Origin of the sequence: Paraburkholderia nodosa DSM 21604, assembly GCF_000519185.1 — a bacterium.
Classification (GTDB): Bacteria; Pseudomonadota; Gammaproteobacteria; order Burkholderiales; family Burkholderiaceae; genus Paraburkholderia; species Paraburkholderia nodosa.
Genome location: NZ_JAFA01000006.1, coordinates 184,544 through 201,549, shown reverse-complemented (window position 1 = coordinate 201,549; position 17,006 = coordinate 184,544). Strand labels below are relative to the sequence as shown.

The following is a 17,006-nucleotide window of genomic DNA, read 5'->3' as shown; positions in this document are numbered from 1 at the left end:
TGCCCCCCGAAACGAACCGCAAGGACCTCTGATGAAAACGCTCCCCCTCGTCGTCGCCGCGCTCATCGGCTTCGCCAGTGCCCCCGCCTTCGCCGGCTGGTCCGGCCACGGCACAGCGTACACGCCGCACGGCACATACAACGGCGCGCATTACGGTTCCTGCAGCGGCGGCACCTGCTCGCATGCGGGCGGCGTGGCCGGTCCCTGGGGCGGCGTCGCCACCAACAGCGGCTCCGTCACGCGCACCGCGCCGGGCCAGTTCAGCAACAGCGGCACGGCCTACGGCCCGAACGGCCGCTCGGTCCAGCATTCGGGCGATACGAGCTGCGCGGGCGGCACCTGCTCGCACACCGGTTCGCTCAACGGCTCGGATGGCCACAGCGCGAGCACCTCGGGCAGCGTGACGCGCACGGCGCCGGGCCAGTACTCGTCGACGGGCACGGTCACGACCGGCAACGGCAACACCTACGGGCACTCGGCGTCCACGGCCTGCGCGGGCAACACGTGCAATCGTTCGGGCACCGTCACCGGCACCCAGGGCGGCAGCGTCTACCACTCGGGCAGCGCCACGGGCGTCGGAACCGGCGTGGTGACCACGGGCGGCGGCACGACCGTCGTCCACGGCGGCACGGTGTCGACCGCCGGCACGGTCACGACCACGGGCACGACGGTCGCCGTCGTGGGAGTCCCGGCCCCCGCGCCCGCACCGGTCGTCGTCACGCCGCCGCCCAGCACCACGGTGTATGTCGCCCCGCCGCCGCCCGCCCCGAAGACGGTGGTCGTCGCGCCGGCGCCTGCACCGCAGACGGTGTATGTCGCGCCCGCCGCACCGAAGACCGTCTATGTCGCGCCAGCCGCACCGAAGGTCGTCTACGTAGCGCCGCCGGCGCCCAAAGTCGTCTACGTGGGCCAGCCGCTGCCGCGCGCCGTGTACATCGCGCCGCGCCCCGCCGTGTGGATTCCCGGCCACTGGGTCGGCCGCGTATGGGTGCCCGCCCACTGGGCCTGACCCCTCGCCGGCGGCTGCGGTTTCGCTTGATCCGCAGCCGCCCGCCACTTTCGTTTTATCAACCGGCCGGCAAGCTACGTCGGCCACCTCACGGAGAACACCATGAAGAAGATGATCGCTGCCCTCGTTTTGTGTATCGTTTCAGCAGCGGTTTGCGTGCCGGCATCGGCTCAGGCCTTGCCAGGCGGCTCAGGCGACAGCGCCCGCGTCGAACGCATGATGGCGCAGCTGCAAGGGCGTTTCGCCGCCGCTAACACGACGCACGACGGCAAGCTCACGCGCGAACAGGCGCAGGCGGGCATGCCGAAGGTCGCGCAGCACTTCGACGAAATCGACACGCAAAAGGCCGGCTTCGTCACCCTCGCGCAGATCGAGGACTTCATGCGAGCGCGCGCAGCAGCCCGATGAACGCCGGAGGCGTCACATGGAGCAGGCAAACAGGATCATCGTGCTCGACGACGAAGCCGAACTGCGCAACATGCTGCAGCGCTTTCTCACGAGCCAGGGTTTCGAGGTGCGCGCCGTCGCCGACGGCAAGCGCCTCGACCGCCTGCTCCAGCGCGAGCCCTATGACCTGCTCGTGCTCGATCTCATGATGGAGCCCGAAGACGGCCTCACGGTATGCCGCCGCCTGCGCGCCGAAGGCCAGACGCTGCCGATCCTCATGCTCACCGCGAAGGGTGACGCCGCCGACAAGGTGATCGGCCTCGAAACCGGCGCCGACGACTACCTCGCCAAACCGTTTCTGCCCGACGAGCTGGTCGCGCGCATCCGCGCCCTGCTGCGCCGCCAGAAGATGGCCTCGGGCGAGCCCACGGTCACCTCGCAACTGCTGCGCTTCGGCGACTTTCAGTTCGACGTTGGCAAACAAACGCTCTACCGCGACGGCGCGCCCATCGAGGTCCACTCGGCGCAGATGCTGCTGCTCCATGCGCTCGGCTCCTCGCCGAACCGCGCCGTGAGCCGCGAGAATCTGCTCGCCCGCGCACGCGGGCGCGACCACAGCGCGCTCGACCGCAGCGTGGACGTGCAGATCCTGCGGCTGCGCCAGATCGTCGAGGACGATCCCGCCAAGCCGCGCTTCATCAAGACTGTCTGGGGCATCGGCTACATGCTGGTGGCCGGCGTCGAAGCGTAATGCGCCTGCGCCTGCCGCGCTCGCTGCTCTCGCGCAACATCGCGCTGCTGGTGGCGCTCGTCGCGCTCTCGCAGATCTGCTCGCTCGCGGTCCTGCTGCACTACGTGCAGCGCCCTCGCATCGAGCGCGCCTCGATCATCTTCGCCGATTACGTCAAGCTGCTCGATACCACGCTCGCCGCCATGCCGGCCGACGAAGGGCGCGCGGCGGCCGCGCGGTTCGATGCGCGCAGTGCGGCGCCGCCACAAGCGCCTGCCGAAACCCACCCGAGCCTCGTCGACTTTTTCCGCACCTGGCAACGCGACGTGTTCGTCGAAGCGCTGCAAAGCCATCTGCCGCCCGAGCTGCTGGTGCGCTGGGACGCGAGCCACGACGAGACCGAACCCGCAGCGGATGGCGAAGCCGCGCAGGAGCGCCTCTGGATCCGCCTTCACGCAGCGGGCGAACCGATCTGGATCGCCCTGCCGGTGACCGCCGACGCGCGTGCGAGCGGCATCACCACGGCGTTGATCCTCTCCGCCGCGCTCGCGCTGCTCGCCGCGTTCACCGGCTACCTGTTGCAGCGCCACATCAACCGGCCGCTGCGCAAACTCGCGCGCGCGGCGCGGCGCGTGAGTGCCGGCGAAACGCCGCCGCCGCTGCCGACCAATGGCCCGACCGAAATCGCGCAGGTGAGCCGCGCCTTCAACCAGATGACCGAAGCGCTGAAGCAGGCCGAGGCCACGCGCGCGCTGATGCTGGCCGGCGTCTCGCATGACATCCGCACGCCGCTCACGAAACTGCGCCTCGCGATCGCCATGGCGCTGCCGCGCGGCAGCAACGACGCGCTCGTGGCCTCGTCCGAGAGCTATCTGGACCAGATCGACACGATTCTTCAGCAGTTCATGGACTACGCCGGCAGCGGCGAGCGCGAAGCACCGCAAGCGGGCGACCTCAACGCGCTCGCAGGTCAGCTCGTCGCCGACTTCGCGGGGCTCGGCCATGAATTCGACTTCGACGAAGGCGAGTTGCCGGTGTTCGCGTTCCGGCCCATCGCCGTTATGCGTCTGCTGATGAATCTCATGCAGAACGCCGTGAACTATGGACGCACGGGTCTGACGATTCGCACCTGGCGCGACGGCGATACCGCCTGCGTGATCGTTGCCGACCGCGGCAACGGCATCCGCGCCGAGGAGCTGGAGCGCCTCAAATCGCCCTTCAGCCGCGGCGCGAACGCCCGTACGCATTCGGGCGGCTCGGGCCTCGGGCTTGCCATCGTCGAGCGGATCGCGCGGCTGCACGGCGGCTCGCTCACCTTCCGCGACCGCGAAGGCGGCGGCCTCGAAGCCGTCGTGCGCCTGCCGCTGAACCGTCCCTCATCGAGTCAGAACGGCGCGCCGCCGGCCGCGCGCGCATGACATGACTCGACATAATTTGCGCGTGGATTTCGCGCGCCCTTCCCCCCATACTTGCGCCTGAGCCTGAGCAACGGAGCGGAACAAACCGGAGCCCAGACGCCGAAGCACCATAGTCGATAGTTCGCCATCCTGAATAAATTGCGAGTATCGGCAGACACGAGACACTCTTTCAGGCAAAAGGACATCGACATGCAAACGATCATCAACTTCCTCGTCAACAAGGCCAAGCGCATCGCGGGCACCACGTTCCTCGCCGGCGCGCTGTTCGCGAGCGGCTGCGCGTCGGCAGCGCCGGTCGTGCAGACGAACGGGCCGCTCCCGCAACTGCACGCCGACGTCGTCTACGTCTACACGTTCGACGCCGCCGCCGACCAGGTGAAGCTCGACAGCACCGGCATGCTGCACAAGCTCAAGACGATGACGAGCGGCGAGTCGTCGGCGCAGCAGCAACAGCAGGCCGCGCTGCAAACGCGCGAGCATCTCGCCGATCAACTCGTGAGCGAACTTCAGAAAATGGGCCTGCCCGCCGTGCGCATGGACGGTCCCGCGCCGGCCGGCCGCAACGCGCTGATCGTGGAGGGCCGCATCGACACGATGGACGCAGGCAGCAGCCGCCGCCGCATGCTGATCGGCCTGGGCGCGGGCAAGAGCGAAGTGGGCGCGACGATCGCGGTGCTGTTCCAGCCCGCCAACGGCGGCGAACCGCAACCGCTCCTGAGCTTCGAAACGAAGGCCGATAGCGGCCATATGCCTGGCATGGCCGAGACGGCGGGCGTGGGAGCGGCGGCTGGCCATGTGGCGACGGCGGCGGTGGTGGGCGGCGGTCTGCACGGCGCCTCGGAGGCGAAGCGCGACACGCTCTCGTCGGATGCCGGCAAGCTGGCCCGCTCGATCGCGAAAGAAGTCACGCAGATCAGCACGCAGAACGGCTGGATGACAACGACGACGAAGAGCTGATACGGGGGAAGCGCGCAGCGCCGCGCAGCGCGAGGTTGGTGCCCTTTGCGGCGACGGTTCGATACCGCCGCCGTCTTTTTGTTTACTGGGCCTGCGGCTCGCGCTGCATCTGCGGCTCGCGATAGCGCGCGAACTTCGAGGTATGGCCGATACCCGGGTTGAAGCAGTTGCACGGATCGAGCGTTTCGTAGAACGACTTCAGCGCAGGCTTCGCATCGTAGAGATGGCCGACATTGTGCTCGGCGGGATATTCGGCACCGCGCGCGTCGAGCAGCTTCCACATCTCGTGTTCCAGCGCGAGGCAGTCATTGCCCTTGCGGACGATGTAGTCCTGATGAAACACATGGCAAAAGAAGTGCCCGTAATAGAGCTTGATTGCGATGGGCTTTTCCACCGCTTCGGGCAGTTGCTCGAACCAGTCGCGATCGTTGCGGCGCAGTGCGATATCGAGCGCAACGATATCCTCCACTTCGTCGCCATGCACGGCGCGATAGCGCACCGCCGCGCCCGCCGCCGCGAAACGATGGAGAAACGCTTTGCTGCCCTCTTCGTCGGTGCATTCGAAAAAGTCGCCGCTCGCGACGCCGAAAAACGTGTTCAGGTAAGCACGCGTTTCGTCCACCATATCGGCCGATACCTTCAGCATCAGATGATGTTCGTAGCGCTGCCGGTAGTCCTTGAGCCGCGCGGGCAGATGGCCTGGAAAGCACCGGCTCACGGCCTGCGCCACGCGGTCGGTGAAATGCGCGGGGAAGAACGGCAGCCGCTCGAAAATCGCGTCGCAGCGGCTCTTGAAGGCGAACAGCGCGGGCAGGCGCTGCGTGCCGAGATGCTGGATCAGGAGGAACATGTCCTTGCCGTAGCGCTCGGCAATATCGAAAGCGTCCCGATGCAGGTATTCGCCCGCGATCGGCAGTTTCGAGAACTTGCCGAGTATGTCGCGGCGCAGGTCGGTCAGTTCAGCCGTCTCGTTCGTGCCGAGGTAGAACACCTTCGCGCCCCGCTCGATGGGAAACGTGTCGAGCCGCACCGCGAAAACCATGACCTTGCCCGCAGAACCGGCCGCTTCGTGCAAACGAAGCGGGTCAGCGTTGTAGCGCGCAGGCGTGTCCGCTTCGATGTCGCGCACGTGATCCGCGTAACCCTGGTCGGAAGCCGCGCCCGCGTCGTGGAGGATATCGGCTTCGGGCAGTTCGCCGCGATCGAGGCGGCCAAGCACCGCTTCGGGCGTCTCGCCAAGCCGGATGCCGAGATGATTCACGAGCGCAAGGCGCCCCGCTGCATCGACCTGTGCGAACACGCTCATTTCCGTATAGGCCGGGCCGCGCCGCACGAGCGAGCCGCCCGAGTTGTTGCACACGCCGCCCACGACCGAAGCGCCCAGGCATGAGGAGCCGATGACCGAATGCGGCTCGCGCCCGAGCGGCTTGAGCGTCTGCTCCAGCTGATCGAGCGTCGAACCCGGCAGGCAGACCACCTGCTTGCCGCCGTCGATCACATAGACCTTGCGCATGCGCGTCATGCTCACGATCACGACCTCGCGGTCGTAGTCGTCGCCGTCGGGCGTGGAGCCGCCCGTGAGGCCCGTGTTCGAAGCCTGCGAGATGACGATCGCGTTCGCGGCCACGCAAGCCTGCAGTACCCGCCACTGCTCGACGAGCGTGCCGGGCCGCACGACCGCCGCCACCTTCCCTTCGCCGAAGCGGAAACCCTTGCGGTAGCGCCGCGTGGCTTCGTCGCCGGTCAGCACGTGCTGGCGGCCAACGACGGCGCGCAACGACGCGACAAGCGGCTCGCGAGCGGCGCTCGGGTTCGTGGTGGACATGCGAACGGCTCCTGCAGAAAACGATGATCGCGGAAGGATAGAACCCGCGATCCATTACGTCCAATATCGCAACCACGCACAATCAAGACGAAAAAGATATGGATCGGCTTTTGAACCCGCAGAATCAGCCCTGCGACGCATGCCGCGCCGCATCGCGCACGATGCGCACGAAGTTCTGCACCGTGGGCGCCGTTTCGCGCGGACGGTGCACGAGCGCGATGGTCGTGTGCAGCGTGCCGCCTTTGAGATCGTGGTACGTCACGCCCTTGGCCTGGATCTGGCGCATCGACGAAGGAATGAGCGTGACGCCGAAACCCGCCGCCGCCATGTTGACGGTCGAGGAAATCTGCGGCGACTCCATGCTGATCACGGGATTGAAGCCCGCCGCGTGGCACGCGCTGATGATCGAGTCGTAGAGATCGGGGCCGATCGGGCGCGGAAACAGGATCAGCGGGTCGCCCGCGAGATCGCCGAGATCGAGGCTGCGGCGGCGCGCGAGGCGATGGCGCGGCGGCAGCACGGCGAGGACGTCCTCTTGCACGAGCGCCTGCGTGGCGAGGCCGCGGCAATCGAGCGGCAGGCGCACGAAGGCAGCGTCCACCTTCGCTTCGCTCACGCGTTCCAGCAGCACCGAGCTGTTGCTCTCCTCGCACCCGATCACGACACCGGGATATGCGCTGCGAAAGCGCTGCAGCACGGTCGCAACGAGCGGATGAAACACCGTGGAACCCGCGAAACCGAGCACGAGCCTCCCGCTCTCGCCACGCCCCGCGTTTTGCGCCTCCGCGAGCGCCAGATCCGCGTCGTCGATGAGGCGTTGTGCGCGCTCGCGAAAGAGCCGCCCGGCCTCGGTCAGCTCCACGCGCCGCGAGTGGCGGATGAAGAGACGCGTGCCGATTTCCTTTTCGAGCTTGAGGATCTGCTGGCTGAGCGGCGGCTGCGCAATGCCGAGAAAGGCTGCCGCCTCGCTGAAATGCAGATACTCCGCGACGGCGAGAAAGTAGCGTAGTTGCCGGAATTCCATATCTTTTTCGTCTTGATGCAACCGGTGGATTGTGAACCCGCAACGCGCGCGCGTCCAACCCCGACGTTCGGCCTCGACGGCAGGACGCGTGCGCAACCGGTATGCATCGTGACGGCGCAGGCCGGACAATCAGCCGAGCCCCATGCGCGTCTCGTCGACGAACTTCTCCGTGGCGTCGTCGATCTTGCGGCCCTTGCGACCGGAGGGACCATGAATGTAGACGGTTTTCATATCGACCTGCGGCGCGCCACTCGTGCCGGGCGGCGGCGTCATCTCGTAGTGGACTTCACGCGCGTGATCGGCCATCTGCAGGCGCGGATCGAACACCGAGTTGAAGCGCCACAGCATGCGCACGAAATTGGTCTGGCCGTGCAACAGCAGGTGCGTGGCCTGCCCCGCCGCGCCACGCAGCGCAGTCCAGCCCATGTGCTTGCGATTGAGCACCTGCTGCGTGCGTACGAGTTCCGCGTAGAACTCGGGCAACGGAAGCTTCGTCGGCACGACGGCGTGCTGGATGTCATATAGACGATAGTCGAGGCTCGTGAGGCGCCGCGCCTCGCGCTGCCAGTTCTCCGTGCCCGGGTACGGCGTATTCACGCTGATATTGACGATCTCGGGAATCTCCAGGCACCACTGGCGGATCGTCTCGAAGCGTTCGCGGTCCCAGTCCGGATCGGCAATCAGATTGATCGCAACCGTAATCCCCAACGAACGCGCGAACTCGAGCGCCTCGAAATTCCGGTCGAGACTGATCCGTTTGCGAAACGCCTTGAGCCCCTCCTCGTCGATCGCCTCCAGACCGAGGAACATGTACTTCAGGCCAATGGACTTCCACAGGCGGAACACGTCCTTGTTGCGCAGAAGCACGTCGCCACGCGTTTCCAGGTAGTAGTGCTTGTCGATGCCGCGTCGCTTGATCGCCTCGCCGATCGCCATGCCGTGTTCGGCGTGCACGAATGCCACATCGTCGACGATGAACACGCCCGGCTCGCGCAGCGCCGCCAGTTCGTCCACGACGACTTCGGGACTGCGCGTGCGGTAGCTGCGTCCATAGAACGTCCACGCGCTGCAGAACGTGCAGTCCCACGGGCAGCCGCGCGCGAATTCGATGGAGGCGCAAGGATCGAGCGTGCCGATGAAATACTTGCGGCGATGGCGCAGCAGGTCGCGCGCGGGCCGCACCGGATCGAGATTCTCGACGAAGCGTGGCGGCGGCCCCGATCCGTGGCTCGTCACGACGCCCGGCACCGCGAGCAGGTCGGCGCCGCGCGACACCGCTTCGAGCAGTTCGTTGACCGAAGCTTCGCCCTCGCCGCGCAGCACGCAATCGATCGCGCCTTCCGCATGGCGCAGCAGATCGTGCGCGGTGAACGACACGCTGTGGCCCCCCACGAAGACGAAACACGAGGGCAGCGCGGCCTTCACGGCCTTCGACAGGTCGATGATCTCGGGAATGTTGGCCAGATAGTTGCCCGAAATGCAGAGCGCCTCGGGCTGCCAGTCGCGCACCATGCGCATGAGGTCGCGGTGTGTCTCGACCTGCAGATCGAGCAGGCGCACCTCATGGCCCGCCTCGCGCGCCGTGCCAGCTACGGATTCGAGACCCAGCGGCTCGAGCCGCAGGAACACGCGCGTGTACATCAGTCCGCTCGGGTGGACAGCAAGCAATTTCATGAAGCCTCCTTGCGAAGGGCCGCTGCTTCGCGAGAGTCTACGCGCGTTGGCGGATCGCTGCCCCGCGGCGTGTCTCGCGCAGGAACGACGTTCAGAAACTGCCGAACAGCGACCCGAGCACGATCACCACGGCGAGCGCGATGAGCGCGCCGACGATGCTCACCACCACGAGGTCGCGGTAGCTTTCGCGATGCGTCGAGCCGCACACGGCCAGCAGCGTGACGACGGCGCCGTTGTGCGGCAGGCTGTCGAGCGTGCCCGACGACATCACGGCCACGCGGTGCAGCAACGCGGGATTGATGCCATGCTGGGCGGCGAGCTGCATGTAGGTGCCGCCGAGCGCGTCGAGCGCGATGGTCAACCCGCCCGACGCCGAGCCCGTGAGCCCGGCAAGCAGGTTCGTAGCGACGGCGAGCGAGACGAGCGGGCCGCCGCCGATGCCGAGCACCCAGTCGCGCACGGCCTCGAACGCGGGCAATGCGGCGATCACGGCGCCGTAGCCCACGAGGCTGCCCACGCTCAGCACCGGCAACACCGACGCGTTGGCGCCCGCATCGACGCTTTCGCGCAGCGCGACGAGCCGCCCGCGATTGAGCGCCACCAGCACGATAATGCCGAGCGCGAGCGCAACCGAGACACCCCACACGCCCGCCACCGCCGAAAGCGTGGTCGAACCCCAGCGCGGTTCGGCGAGATACGAGGCGTCGATGCGCGGGAACACCACGACGTTCATCACGAAGTTCATCGCCACGACGACCACGAGCGGCGCGAGCGCGGCGAAGGGCGACGGCGGTCCGGCATGGTCCGATGCCGCCGCGCCGTTGCCGATCTCGGCGGGATCGAAGGCTTGCGCGAGGCTCGCGCGCTCGCGCACGAGCGAGGACTTGGCGCGATCTTCGTCATCGGCGCCGCCGTTGTCAGGCTCGACGAAACCCTCGCCGTTGCGCCGCGCCGCTGCCGCCGCGCGCCCGAGCCACCAGAGTCCGAAGCCCGCCATCACGAGGCTTGCGATCACGCCGAGGCCCGGCGCCGCGAACGGCGTCGTGCCGAAGAACGGCATGGGAATGGCGTTTTGCAGCGCGGGCGTGCCGGGCAGCGCCGACATCGTGAAGGTCGCCGTGCCGAGCATGATCGTAGCGGGCATCAGGCGGCGCGGGAGATCGGCGGAGCGAAACAGCGCCTGCGCCATGGGGGCGAGCACGAAGAACGCGACGAACAGGCTCACGCCGCCATAGGTGACGAGCGCGCCGCCCAGCACCACGGCCACGAGCGCGTGGCGCGTACCGAGTTTGTCGATCATGAGGCGCGCCACGGCATCCACCGAGCCGCTATCTTCCATCAGCTTGCCGAACAGCGAGCCGAGCAGAAAGAGCGGAAAGAACTGGGCGAGAAAACGACCCGTGCTCGACATGAATGTTTGCGTCCAATGCGCGAGCACCGGCTCGCCGGAAATGAGCGCGGCCAGCATGGCGCACAGCGGCGCGAGCAGCAGCACGCTCCAGCCGCGATACGCGAGCCAGATCAGGAGCGCGAGACTCGCGAGCATGCCTCCGAGGCCGATAACGAGTGTGCCCGCGCTCATTGCAATACCCCTTCGAGCAGCGCTTCGAAATTGAACGTGGACGCCTCGCCGAGTTGCGCGCCGTGCTGCGCGAGGAATTCGTCGGCGGCGCGGCGGCCTTCGTCGCGCAGCATCGTGATGAACGACCATTCGGCGTTGAGCTTCGACGACGAGCCCAGCGTGACGAGCTTCGCGCTATGCACGCGATGCAGGCGCATATGCGCCCAGCGGCGGCCCTCCTCGCTGCCCGCGTCGGCGACTTTGTGCAGCAGCGCCATCATGCGCAGTTCCTTGATGAGCGGCGAATTGAACGCGATCTCGTTCACGCGGTTGATGATGTCGCGCGCCGAGCGCGGCGTGCCCGCGCGCTCCACGGGATTCACCTGCACGAGGATCGTATCGATCGAATCGGTCTCGCGAATCAGCGGCGTAATGGTGGGATTGCCCGCGTAACCGCCGTCCCAGTAGGCTTCGCCGTCTATCTCGACGGCCTGAAAGAGCGTCGGCAGGCAGGCCGAGGCGAGCAGCGCGTCGGGTGTGAGGTCGGCGTTGCGGAACACGCGCGCCTGGCCGTTGGAGACGCGCGTGGCCGTGACGAAGAGCTTGATGCGCGAGCGGCGCAACGCGTCGAAGTCGATGGTGTCGGCGAGGATCGTGCCCAATGGGTTCACGCGGCCCGGATTCAGATCGTACGGGGAGACGACACGCGCCATCATGTCGAGCGCGACGAACAAGGGCGAATGGTCGAGCGTCCAGCGGCCGAGCAGGATGTCCACGGGGCCGCGCCGGAACGGGCTGAAGCGCGCGGCGTCGGACACGCGGCGCCAGAAGCGCTCGAGCGCCTCGCGCGCGCCGGCCGCGCCATCGCGCGCATGGCCGCTCGCGAGCACAGCGGCGTTCATCGCGCCCGCCGACGTGCCCGAAATGCCTTCGATCTGCAGCCATGGCTCTTCGAGCAGGCGGTCCAGCACGCCCCACGTGTATGCGCCATGGGAGCCGCCGCCTTGCAGTGCGAGATCGACGAGCAAGGGCTCGGTGGGGGTCGTGCGGGTTGACGTCTCGGCTTCGGCAGGCATTGCGGCTCCGTTCCAGACAGACCACGGGCGAGATTACAGGAAAAGCGTAAATGACCGCGCGAGAATGACGCAGCGCGCAATTATGGTTCAACCGCGCTGGAATCACGCCTGAATCGCCCATCAATCGCCCTTCGACCGGCACGCCGCGGGCCGGTCGCAGCAGCGCACCAGGGCGTTTGGTAGACTGGATCTCCCGTCACGCTTTCCCGCCTTGCCGTGTCGAACGTCCATCCGCTGCGGGGGCCGCTTTCGCTCTCGGGCCCGCTTCCCGCGCTGCTCGCCGAAATCCGCGCCTGCCATGCCTGCGCCGACGCGCTGCCGCTCGGGCCGCGCCCCGTGCTGCAGGCGAGCGATACGGCAAGCCTGCTGATCGTCGGCCAGGCGCCGGGCGCCAAGGTCCACGCCTCGGGCGTGCCGTGGGACGACGCGAGCGGCAAACGGCTGCGCGCGTGGCTCGGCATCGACAGCGAAACGTTCTACGACGCCGCCCAGGTCGCGCTCGTGCCGATGGGCTTTTGCTACCCCGGCCGCGGCGGCGGCGGAGACAACCCGCCGCGCCCGGAATGTGCCCCGCTGTGGCACGCGCGGCTCGTCAAGCAGTTGCGCGGCGTGCGCCTGACCTTGCTCGTCGGCCAGTATGCCCAGCGCTATTTTCTGGGCAGCGAGCGCCGTGGCTCGCTCACCGAAACGGTGGCGGCCTGGCGCGACTATGCACCCAATTTCGTGCCGCTGCCGCATCCGTCGCCACGCAACCAGGCATGGTTCAAGCGCCACCCGTGGTTCGAACTCGACGTCCTGCCCGCGCTGCAGGAGCGCGTGCAGGCATTGCTGGCACCCGGGGGCCGCCACGCGCAAACCACAAAAAAGGAGCCGACGATGACGAAACCGGCAATCGACATCCAGCGTGTCTACGAACCGCTGCCTGAAAGCGGACACCACTGCTATCTGGTGGACCGGCTGTGGCCGCGCGGCCTGAGCAAGGAAAAGCTCGCGAACGTGGAGTGGCTGAAGGAGGTGGCACCGAGCACCGAACTGCGCCAATGGTTCCACAAGGACCCGGAGCAGTGGAGCGAATTCAGGAAGCGCTATCTGGCCGAACTGAATGCCAATCCCGACGCCTGGCGGCCGCTCGTCGAAGCGGCCGCGAACGGGCACATCACCCTGCTCTATGGCTCCCACGACACAGAGCGCAATCACGCAATCGTGCTGCGCGACTATCTGGCAAAACACGCCAAGGACAAGTGAGCGGACGGCGCTCGGACGCCGCCCGTTTCAAGCTCAGAAGAGATACATCCCCGCGACGAATACCACGCCCGAGAACAGCAGCGTGGTCACGCAGTAACCCATGATGTCGCGCACGCCGAGGCCGGCGATCGCGAGTGCGGGCAGCGCCCAGAACGGCTGCGCCATGTTGGTCCACGCCTCGCCGTAAGCGATCGCCATCGCCGACTTGCCGAGATCCGCGCCGAGCGCCTGCGCCGCCGGCATCACGAACGGCCCCTGCACGACCCAGTGGCCGCCGCCCGAAGGCACCGCGAAGTTGATCACCGCCGAGCTGAGAAAGACGAGCAGCGGAAACGTGTGCACGTTCGCGATATCGACGAACCACTTCGTGATGACGCCCGCCAGACCCGAGTGGTCCATGAGCGCCTGAATGCCCGCGTAGAACGGGAACTGGATCATGATGCCCGAGGCGCCCCTCGCGGCGCCGGCCACGGCGCGCGCGTAGGCCATCGGCGTCTTGTGCAGCACGAGGCCTGCGGCGAGGAACACGAGGTTCACGGTGTCGATGTCGAGCGCGAAGCCCTTGGTGTGAAACCGGAAGCCGAGGAACACGAAGCACAGCGCCGCCACCAGCAACGAGAGCGCGCGGCTTTCCTCGATGCGCTCGGCGAAGGTCGCGTCGGGCCCGAGCTTGCGCTCGACGCTCGGCGGATCTTCGAGCAGCGCGGGGTCGACCGAGACGACATCTTCGGGCTTCGGCATCATGAGACGCACGAGAATCGGCAGCAGCACGATCAGTCCGAGCGTGATGAACGCGTTATAGCCCGTGAAGATGGTTTGCGAGACCGGGATCAGGCCGACGGCCTTTTCCATGGGGTTGCCCTTCGTGGCCGCGACGAGCGGCACCGAGCCGGAAAGGCCGCCGTGCCACGTGAGAAAGCCCATGTACGCGGCGGCGACGAGCAGCCGGTAGTCCGCGCCGCGCACGCGCCGCGCCACTTCGCGCGAGAACATCGCGCCGAGCACGAGGCCGAAGCCCCAGTTGATCGCGCATGCAATCGCACCCACGAATGCCACCAGCATCACGCCCTGGCCCGGCGTACGCGCGCAACTCGCCAGCGCGACCAGCATGCGCTTGACCGGGCCGGAGCTGGCGAGCGCGTGGCCGGTCACGAGAATCAGGACCATCTGCATCGCAAACGCGAGCAGGTTCCAGAAGCCCGAACCCCACATCAAGACGAGCGCTTCGGGCGGCTGCGGCGTGAGCGCGAACGCCAGCACGAAGGTCACGACGGTGAGGAGAATGGCGAAGATGAGCGGGTCCGGCAGGATCCGATGCACTACGCCGGTAAAGAAATGGGAAATACGCTGAATCACGGTGGTCTGCTCCTCGTCTGCTGATACGGAATCGGCCGCCTGTTTTCTTCTTTGCGAACCGAGGCCGCGATTTTTGCACAGCGCGGCACAATGCGTGCGCCGCGCCGGCAATTTGCCGAATGCGCGCCGAACGCGAGCTGAACGCCGCGCCTGACCGGTGATTGTGCGCCCGCACGAAGTAAGCCGTTACATGCCTGGACGCGCCCTAAAAGGCTTATCTGCTACCGTTATGGTTGCTATCTCAATAAATATCCGGGTGGCTCCACCCAGCGGGAGGCAGCAATGCGCAAGCAGTTTCTCGGTGTCGTGCTCGCCGCGCTAGCCGGCATATTCGTGGCGTCGCCGCCCGCACACGCCCAGTCGCAGGCATTCACGAATCAGACCGTCAACATCTACGCAGGACCCGCGGCCGACTTTCCGATCGTCGCCCAGATTCCGGGTGGCGTGGCAGTGACGGTATGGGGCTGCGTCGCCGGCTTCAGCTGGTGCGACATCGGTTTTCCGGGCCTGCGCGGCTGGGTCTACGGCACCTTCATCAGCTATCCGTGGCAAGGACAGCGCGTGCCGGTGATGGGCTATGGCCCGCGCATCGGTCTGCCGATCGTGACATTCTCGCTCGGCGCGTACTGGGGCCTGCACTATCGCGACCGGCCGTGGTACTCCAATCAATCGCGCTGGGCGCGCCATCCAGGGCCGCGGCCCATGCCGCCGCCGCCCGTGCGGCCGCGTCCGCCCGTCGCCCGTCCGCCCAGCGGCGCACGGCCGCCTAATCAGGGCGGCGGGAATCGTCCGCCCAACAACAACGCCGGACAGGGAAACCGGCCACCGGGCGCGGGCTCTGGCAACAACAACGCGCGGCCGCCAGGTCAAGGGAATGCGCGGCCGCCCGGACAAGGGAATGCCCGTCCGCCTGGCCAAGGGAATGCCCGTCCGCCTGGACAAGGCAGCGGCCGGCCGCAGGGGCAAGGCGGTGGGCGGCCGTCCGGCGGCGGGAGTAATCGACCGCAGGGCGGTGGCGGTGGTGGTGGCGGGCCTGGTGGCGGTGGCGGTGGGTCTGGTGGCGGCGGTGGTGGCGGCGGCGGGTCTGGCGGTGGTGGTGGTGGGCCTGGTGGCGGCGGTGGGCCTGGCGGCGGCGGTGGTCGTCCGCCTCAGGGTAGTTAACGTCGCGACGAGCGCGCGGGCAAGTCATGCCAAACCACGGCATGCCCGCGCTGGCTACGTCACCATCGCTCAGAACCGGTAGCCGATACCACCCAGGATCACGTCCGTATCGCGGCTATAGCGCGTGACCACGCGGTTCCACGTGACGCGCGCAGCCCAGTGCTGCGTCAAGCGATAGGAAGCCGAGACGGAGATCAGCCCCGAGAGAATCCCGTCGCCGGTATCACGCTCGTCGGGATGCTCGCCGTGATGGATTGCCGCGTAGAGACCCGCGCCGAACCCGAGCGTGAGACGTTCGTCGAAGAACGCGCGCGTGAGCCAGAGCTGTGCGGTCGCGCCATCGCGCCGCGCCGAAATGCCATTGCCCTCGTGCAGATACCCCACCGTAGCGTCGACAAAGGAATTGATGCCGCGCCGGTACTCGATTGCCTCGGCCGCCGAAGTCTGCGACTCGAGGCTGTTGAGGATCGTCTCGCCCGCCATCAGCGTGATTTCGTTGTTCGTCACTTTCTGCGTGCGCGGCAACGCGAAATCGCGCGGGCCTGGCGTGTCGGGCGCGTCGAGCTGGTAGCCCACGCCCAGCATGAGCGATGTCGTCGATGGCCCACGCGACACCTGCACGCGGTTGAGCTGCAGGTTCGCCGTCCAGCGATGCGTGGAGTACCACGTGGCGCGCGCACTGTAGAGCACGCCCCAGCCGTGTGTATCGGACCAGCCCTGGCCCTGTGACGCGGCCTCGGTATCGAAATAGCGATACGGCCCGACACCCAGCGCGAACACGAAGCGGCGCTGCGCGAGCGGCAAACGCGCCCACGCCTGGATGGCCTGGCCGTCACGGTGATGATCCGGAATATGGCCTTCGTTCAACCACGCAATGCTGCCGGCAAAATACTGGCCGAAACCCTCCGTGTAATCCATTTGCCACGAATAGGTATGGTCGGCGCCGCTTTTGAGCGGCCCCGTGTAGAGCGTGAATTCCTGCGCGCAAACCGACCCCGAAGCCATGGCGAGCGCGCTGCCGACAACACCGGCTGCGGCTAGCGACGTGATGTTTTTCATTGCGTGCGTTGGCCTTGCGGTTGGGATGACGTGACTCGCTGCAAGGAAAATGTATGCAACGGAACGCGGAGCATACCGTGCCGCGACATTTTTTGTGTAAACCCACTCTTTCAATTAATTACGATATGACGCAGCACAAACTTCTGATACTTATTTCGCTATCCTAATTACTCGATAGCAAAAGAAACGCCGCACAAAAAGTGCGGCGTTTCCCTGCAGTCAGCTTCGCAATCGGCGCAATCTCAGTGCACGTGATGGCAGACGCGCTCAGCGTGATGGTGAACGTGCTCGATGTGGCACACCTCGTGGTGATACGGTGCGGCGACAGCAGCGAGCGGCGCGAAAAGTGCGGCGCAGGAAATCAGGGCGAACAGGCGGACAGCGGGCTTGATAACGGCGTTCATGACTCGGCTCTTGCGTGTGAAAACAGCGTGGGTAGGAATCAAAAGCCAGCACTGTATCGCAGAGTGTTCCGCGGCGTATTACACGGATGTAACGGGCGTAGCGCTCGATGAAACGCTCTT

15 protein-coding genes and 2 pseudogenes are annotated in these 17,006 nt (G+C 66.8%); 9 read left to right on the top strand and 8 right to left on the bottom strand.

The window, feature by feature from the left end; all coding sequences use genetic code 11:
• Positions 1 to 31: 31 nt before the first annotated feature.
• The 5 genes from A3CW_RS0110945 to A3CW_RS0110925 all read left to right on the top strand — a co-directional run bounded on the left by A3CW_RS0110945 (position 32) and on the right by A3CW_RS0110925 (position 4,501).
• Complete coding sequence (locus A3CW_RS0110945) at positions 32 to 1,009, top strand: hypothetical protein (protein ID WP_028203601.1); 978 nt, start codon at positions 32 to 34, stop codon at positions 1,007 to 1,009.
• A 102-nt stretch (positions 1,010 to 1,111) separates the two neighbouring features.
• Positions 1,112 to 1,417 carry an EF-hand domain-containing protein gene (locus tag A3CW_RS0110940; protein WP_028203600.1) on the top strand — a complete coding sequence of 102 codons (306 nt, stop codon included), beginning with the start codon at positions 1,112 to 1,114 and terminating at the stop codon, positions 1,415 to 1,417.
• Positions 1,418 to 1,433: 16 nt separating this feature from the next.
• On the top strand, positions 1,434 to 2,147 hold the full coding sequence (locus A3CW_RS0110935) for a response regulator (protein WP_028203599.1): 714 nt from the start codon (positions 1,434 to 1,436) through the stop codon (positions 2,145 to 2,147).
• Positions 2,147 to 3,544, top strand: coding sequence for an ATP-binding protein (locus A3CW_RS0110930; protein ID WP_028203598.1), 1,398 nt, complete (start codon positions 2,147 to 2,149; stop codon positions 3,542 to 3,544). The genes A3CW_RS0110935 and A3CW_RS0110930 overlap by 1 nt, the downstream gene beginning before the upstream one ends.
• A gap of 189 nt (positions 3,545 to 3,733) precedes the next feature.
• Positions 3,734 to 4,501 (top strand): DUF4410 domain-containing protein, encoded by a 768-nt coding sequence (locus tag A3CW_RS0110925; RefSeq protein WP_028203597.1) that lies wholly within the window; start codon positions 3,734 to 3,736, stop codon positions 4,499 to 4,501.
• Positions 4,502 to 4,583: 82 nt separating this feature from the next.
• Here A3CW_RS0110925 and dld read toward each other — a convergent pair whose 3' ends face one another.
• The 5 genes from dld to A3CW_RS0110900 form a co-directional block, all read right to left on the bottom strand.
• Positions 4,584 to 6,326 carry a D-lactate dehydrogenase gene (dld, locus tag A3CW_RS0110920; protein WP_028203596.1) on the bottom strand — a complete coding sequence of 581 codons (1,743 nt, stop codon included), beginning with the start codon at positions 6,324 to 6,326 and terminating at the stop codon, positions 4,584 to 4,586.
• Between the two features lie 124 nt (positions 6,327 to 6,450).
• On the bottom strand, positions 6,451 to 7,350 hold the full coding sequence (locus tag A3CW_RS0110915) for a LysR family transcriptional regulator (RefSeq protein ID WP_028203595.1): 900 nt from the start codon (positions 7,348 to 7,350) through the stop codon (positions 6,451 to 6,453).
• Between the two features lie 129 nt (positions 7,351 to 7,479).
• Complete coding sequence (gene hpnR, locus A3CW_RS0110910) at positions 7,480 to 9,024, bottom strand: hopanoid C-3 methylase HpnR (RefSeq protein ID WP_028203594.1); 1,545 nt, start codon at positions 9,022 to 9,024, stop codon at positions 7,480 to 7,482.
• 91 nt (positions 9,025 to 9,115) lie between these two features.
• The gene (locus tag A3CW_RS0110905) at positions 9,116 to 10,606 is read right to left on the bottom strand and encodes a GntP family permease (RefSeq protein WP_035512765.1); all 1,491 of its coding nucleotides are present in this window, start codon (positions 10,604 to 10,606) and stop codon (positions 9,116 to 9,118) included.
• On the bottom strand, positions 10,603 to 11,661 hold the full coding sequence (locus A3CW_RS0110900; RefSeq protein WP_028203592.1) for a patatin-like phospholipase family protein: 1,059 nt from the start codon (positions 11,659 to 11,661) through the stop codon (positions 10,603 to 10,605). Before A3CW_RS0110900 ends, A3CW_RS0110905 begins: the two co-directional genes overlap by 4 nt.
• A gap of 234 nt (positions 11,662 to 11,895) precedes the next feature.
• Here A3CW_RS0110900 and A3CW_RS53830 point away from each other — a divergent pair.
• Both A3CW_RS53830 and A3CW_RS53825 read left to right on the top strand, forming a co-directional pair.
• Positions 11,896 to 12,495 (top strand): annotated as a pseudogene (locus A3CW_RS53830) (uracil-DNA glycosylase family protein); the annotation flags it as partial.
• Positions 12,496 to 12,537: 42 nt separating this feature from the next.
• The gene (locus tag A3CW_RS53825) at positions 12,538 to 12,906 is read left to right on the top strand and encodes a DUF488 domain-containing protein (protein ID WP_169739104.1); all 369 of its coding nucleotides are present in this window, start codon (positions 12,538 to 12,540) and stop codon (positions 12,904 to 12,906) included.
• A gap of 33 nt (positions 12,907 to 12,939) precedes the next feature.
• Here A3CW_RS53825 and A3CW_RS0110890 read toward each other — a convergent pair whose 3' ends face one another.
• A complete protein-coding gene (locus A3CW_RS0110890) occupies positions 12,940 to 14,262 on the bottom strand; it encodes a TIGR00366 family protein (RefSeq protein ID WP_028203591.1) in 1,323 nt (440 codons plus the stop codon).
• Between the two features lie 282 nt (positions 14,263 to 14,544).
• Here A3CW_RS0110890 and A3CW_RS54545 point away from each other — a divergent pair.
• Positions 14,545 to 14,787 (top strand): annotated as a pseudogene (locus tag A3CW_RS54545) (SH3 domain-containing protein); the annotation flags it as partial.
• Positions 14,788 to 15,160: 373 nt separating this feature from the next.
• A complete protein-coding gene (locus A3CW_RS53820; RefSeq protein ID WP_245623599.1) occupies positions 15,161 to 15,505 on the top strand; it encodes a hypothetical protein in 345 nt (114 codons plus the stop codon).
• Here A3CW_RS53820 and A3CW_RS0110880 read toward each other — a convergent pair.
• Both A3CW_RS0110880 and A3CW_RS53275 read right to left on the bottom strand, forming a co-directional pair.
• Positions 15,493 to 16,482 carry a hypothetical protein gene (locus tag A3CW_RS0110880; protein WP_035512763.1) on the bottom strand — a complete coding sequence of 330 codons (990 nt, stop codon included), beginning with the start codon at positions 16,480 to 16,482 and terminating at the stop codon, positions 15,493 to 15,495. The genes A3CW_RS53820 and A3CW_RS0110880 overlap by 13 nt on opposite strands.
• Positions 16,483 to 16,724: 242 nt before the next feature.
• Positions 16,725 to 16,886: a hypothetical protein gene (locus A3CW_RS53275; protein WP_169739102.1), complete on the bottom strand. Its 162-nt coding sequence runs from the start codon at positions 16,884 to 16,886 to the stop codon at positions 16,725 to 16,727.
• Positions 16,887 to 17,006: the final 120 nt, after the last annotated feature.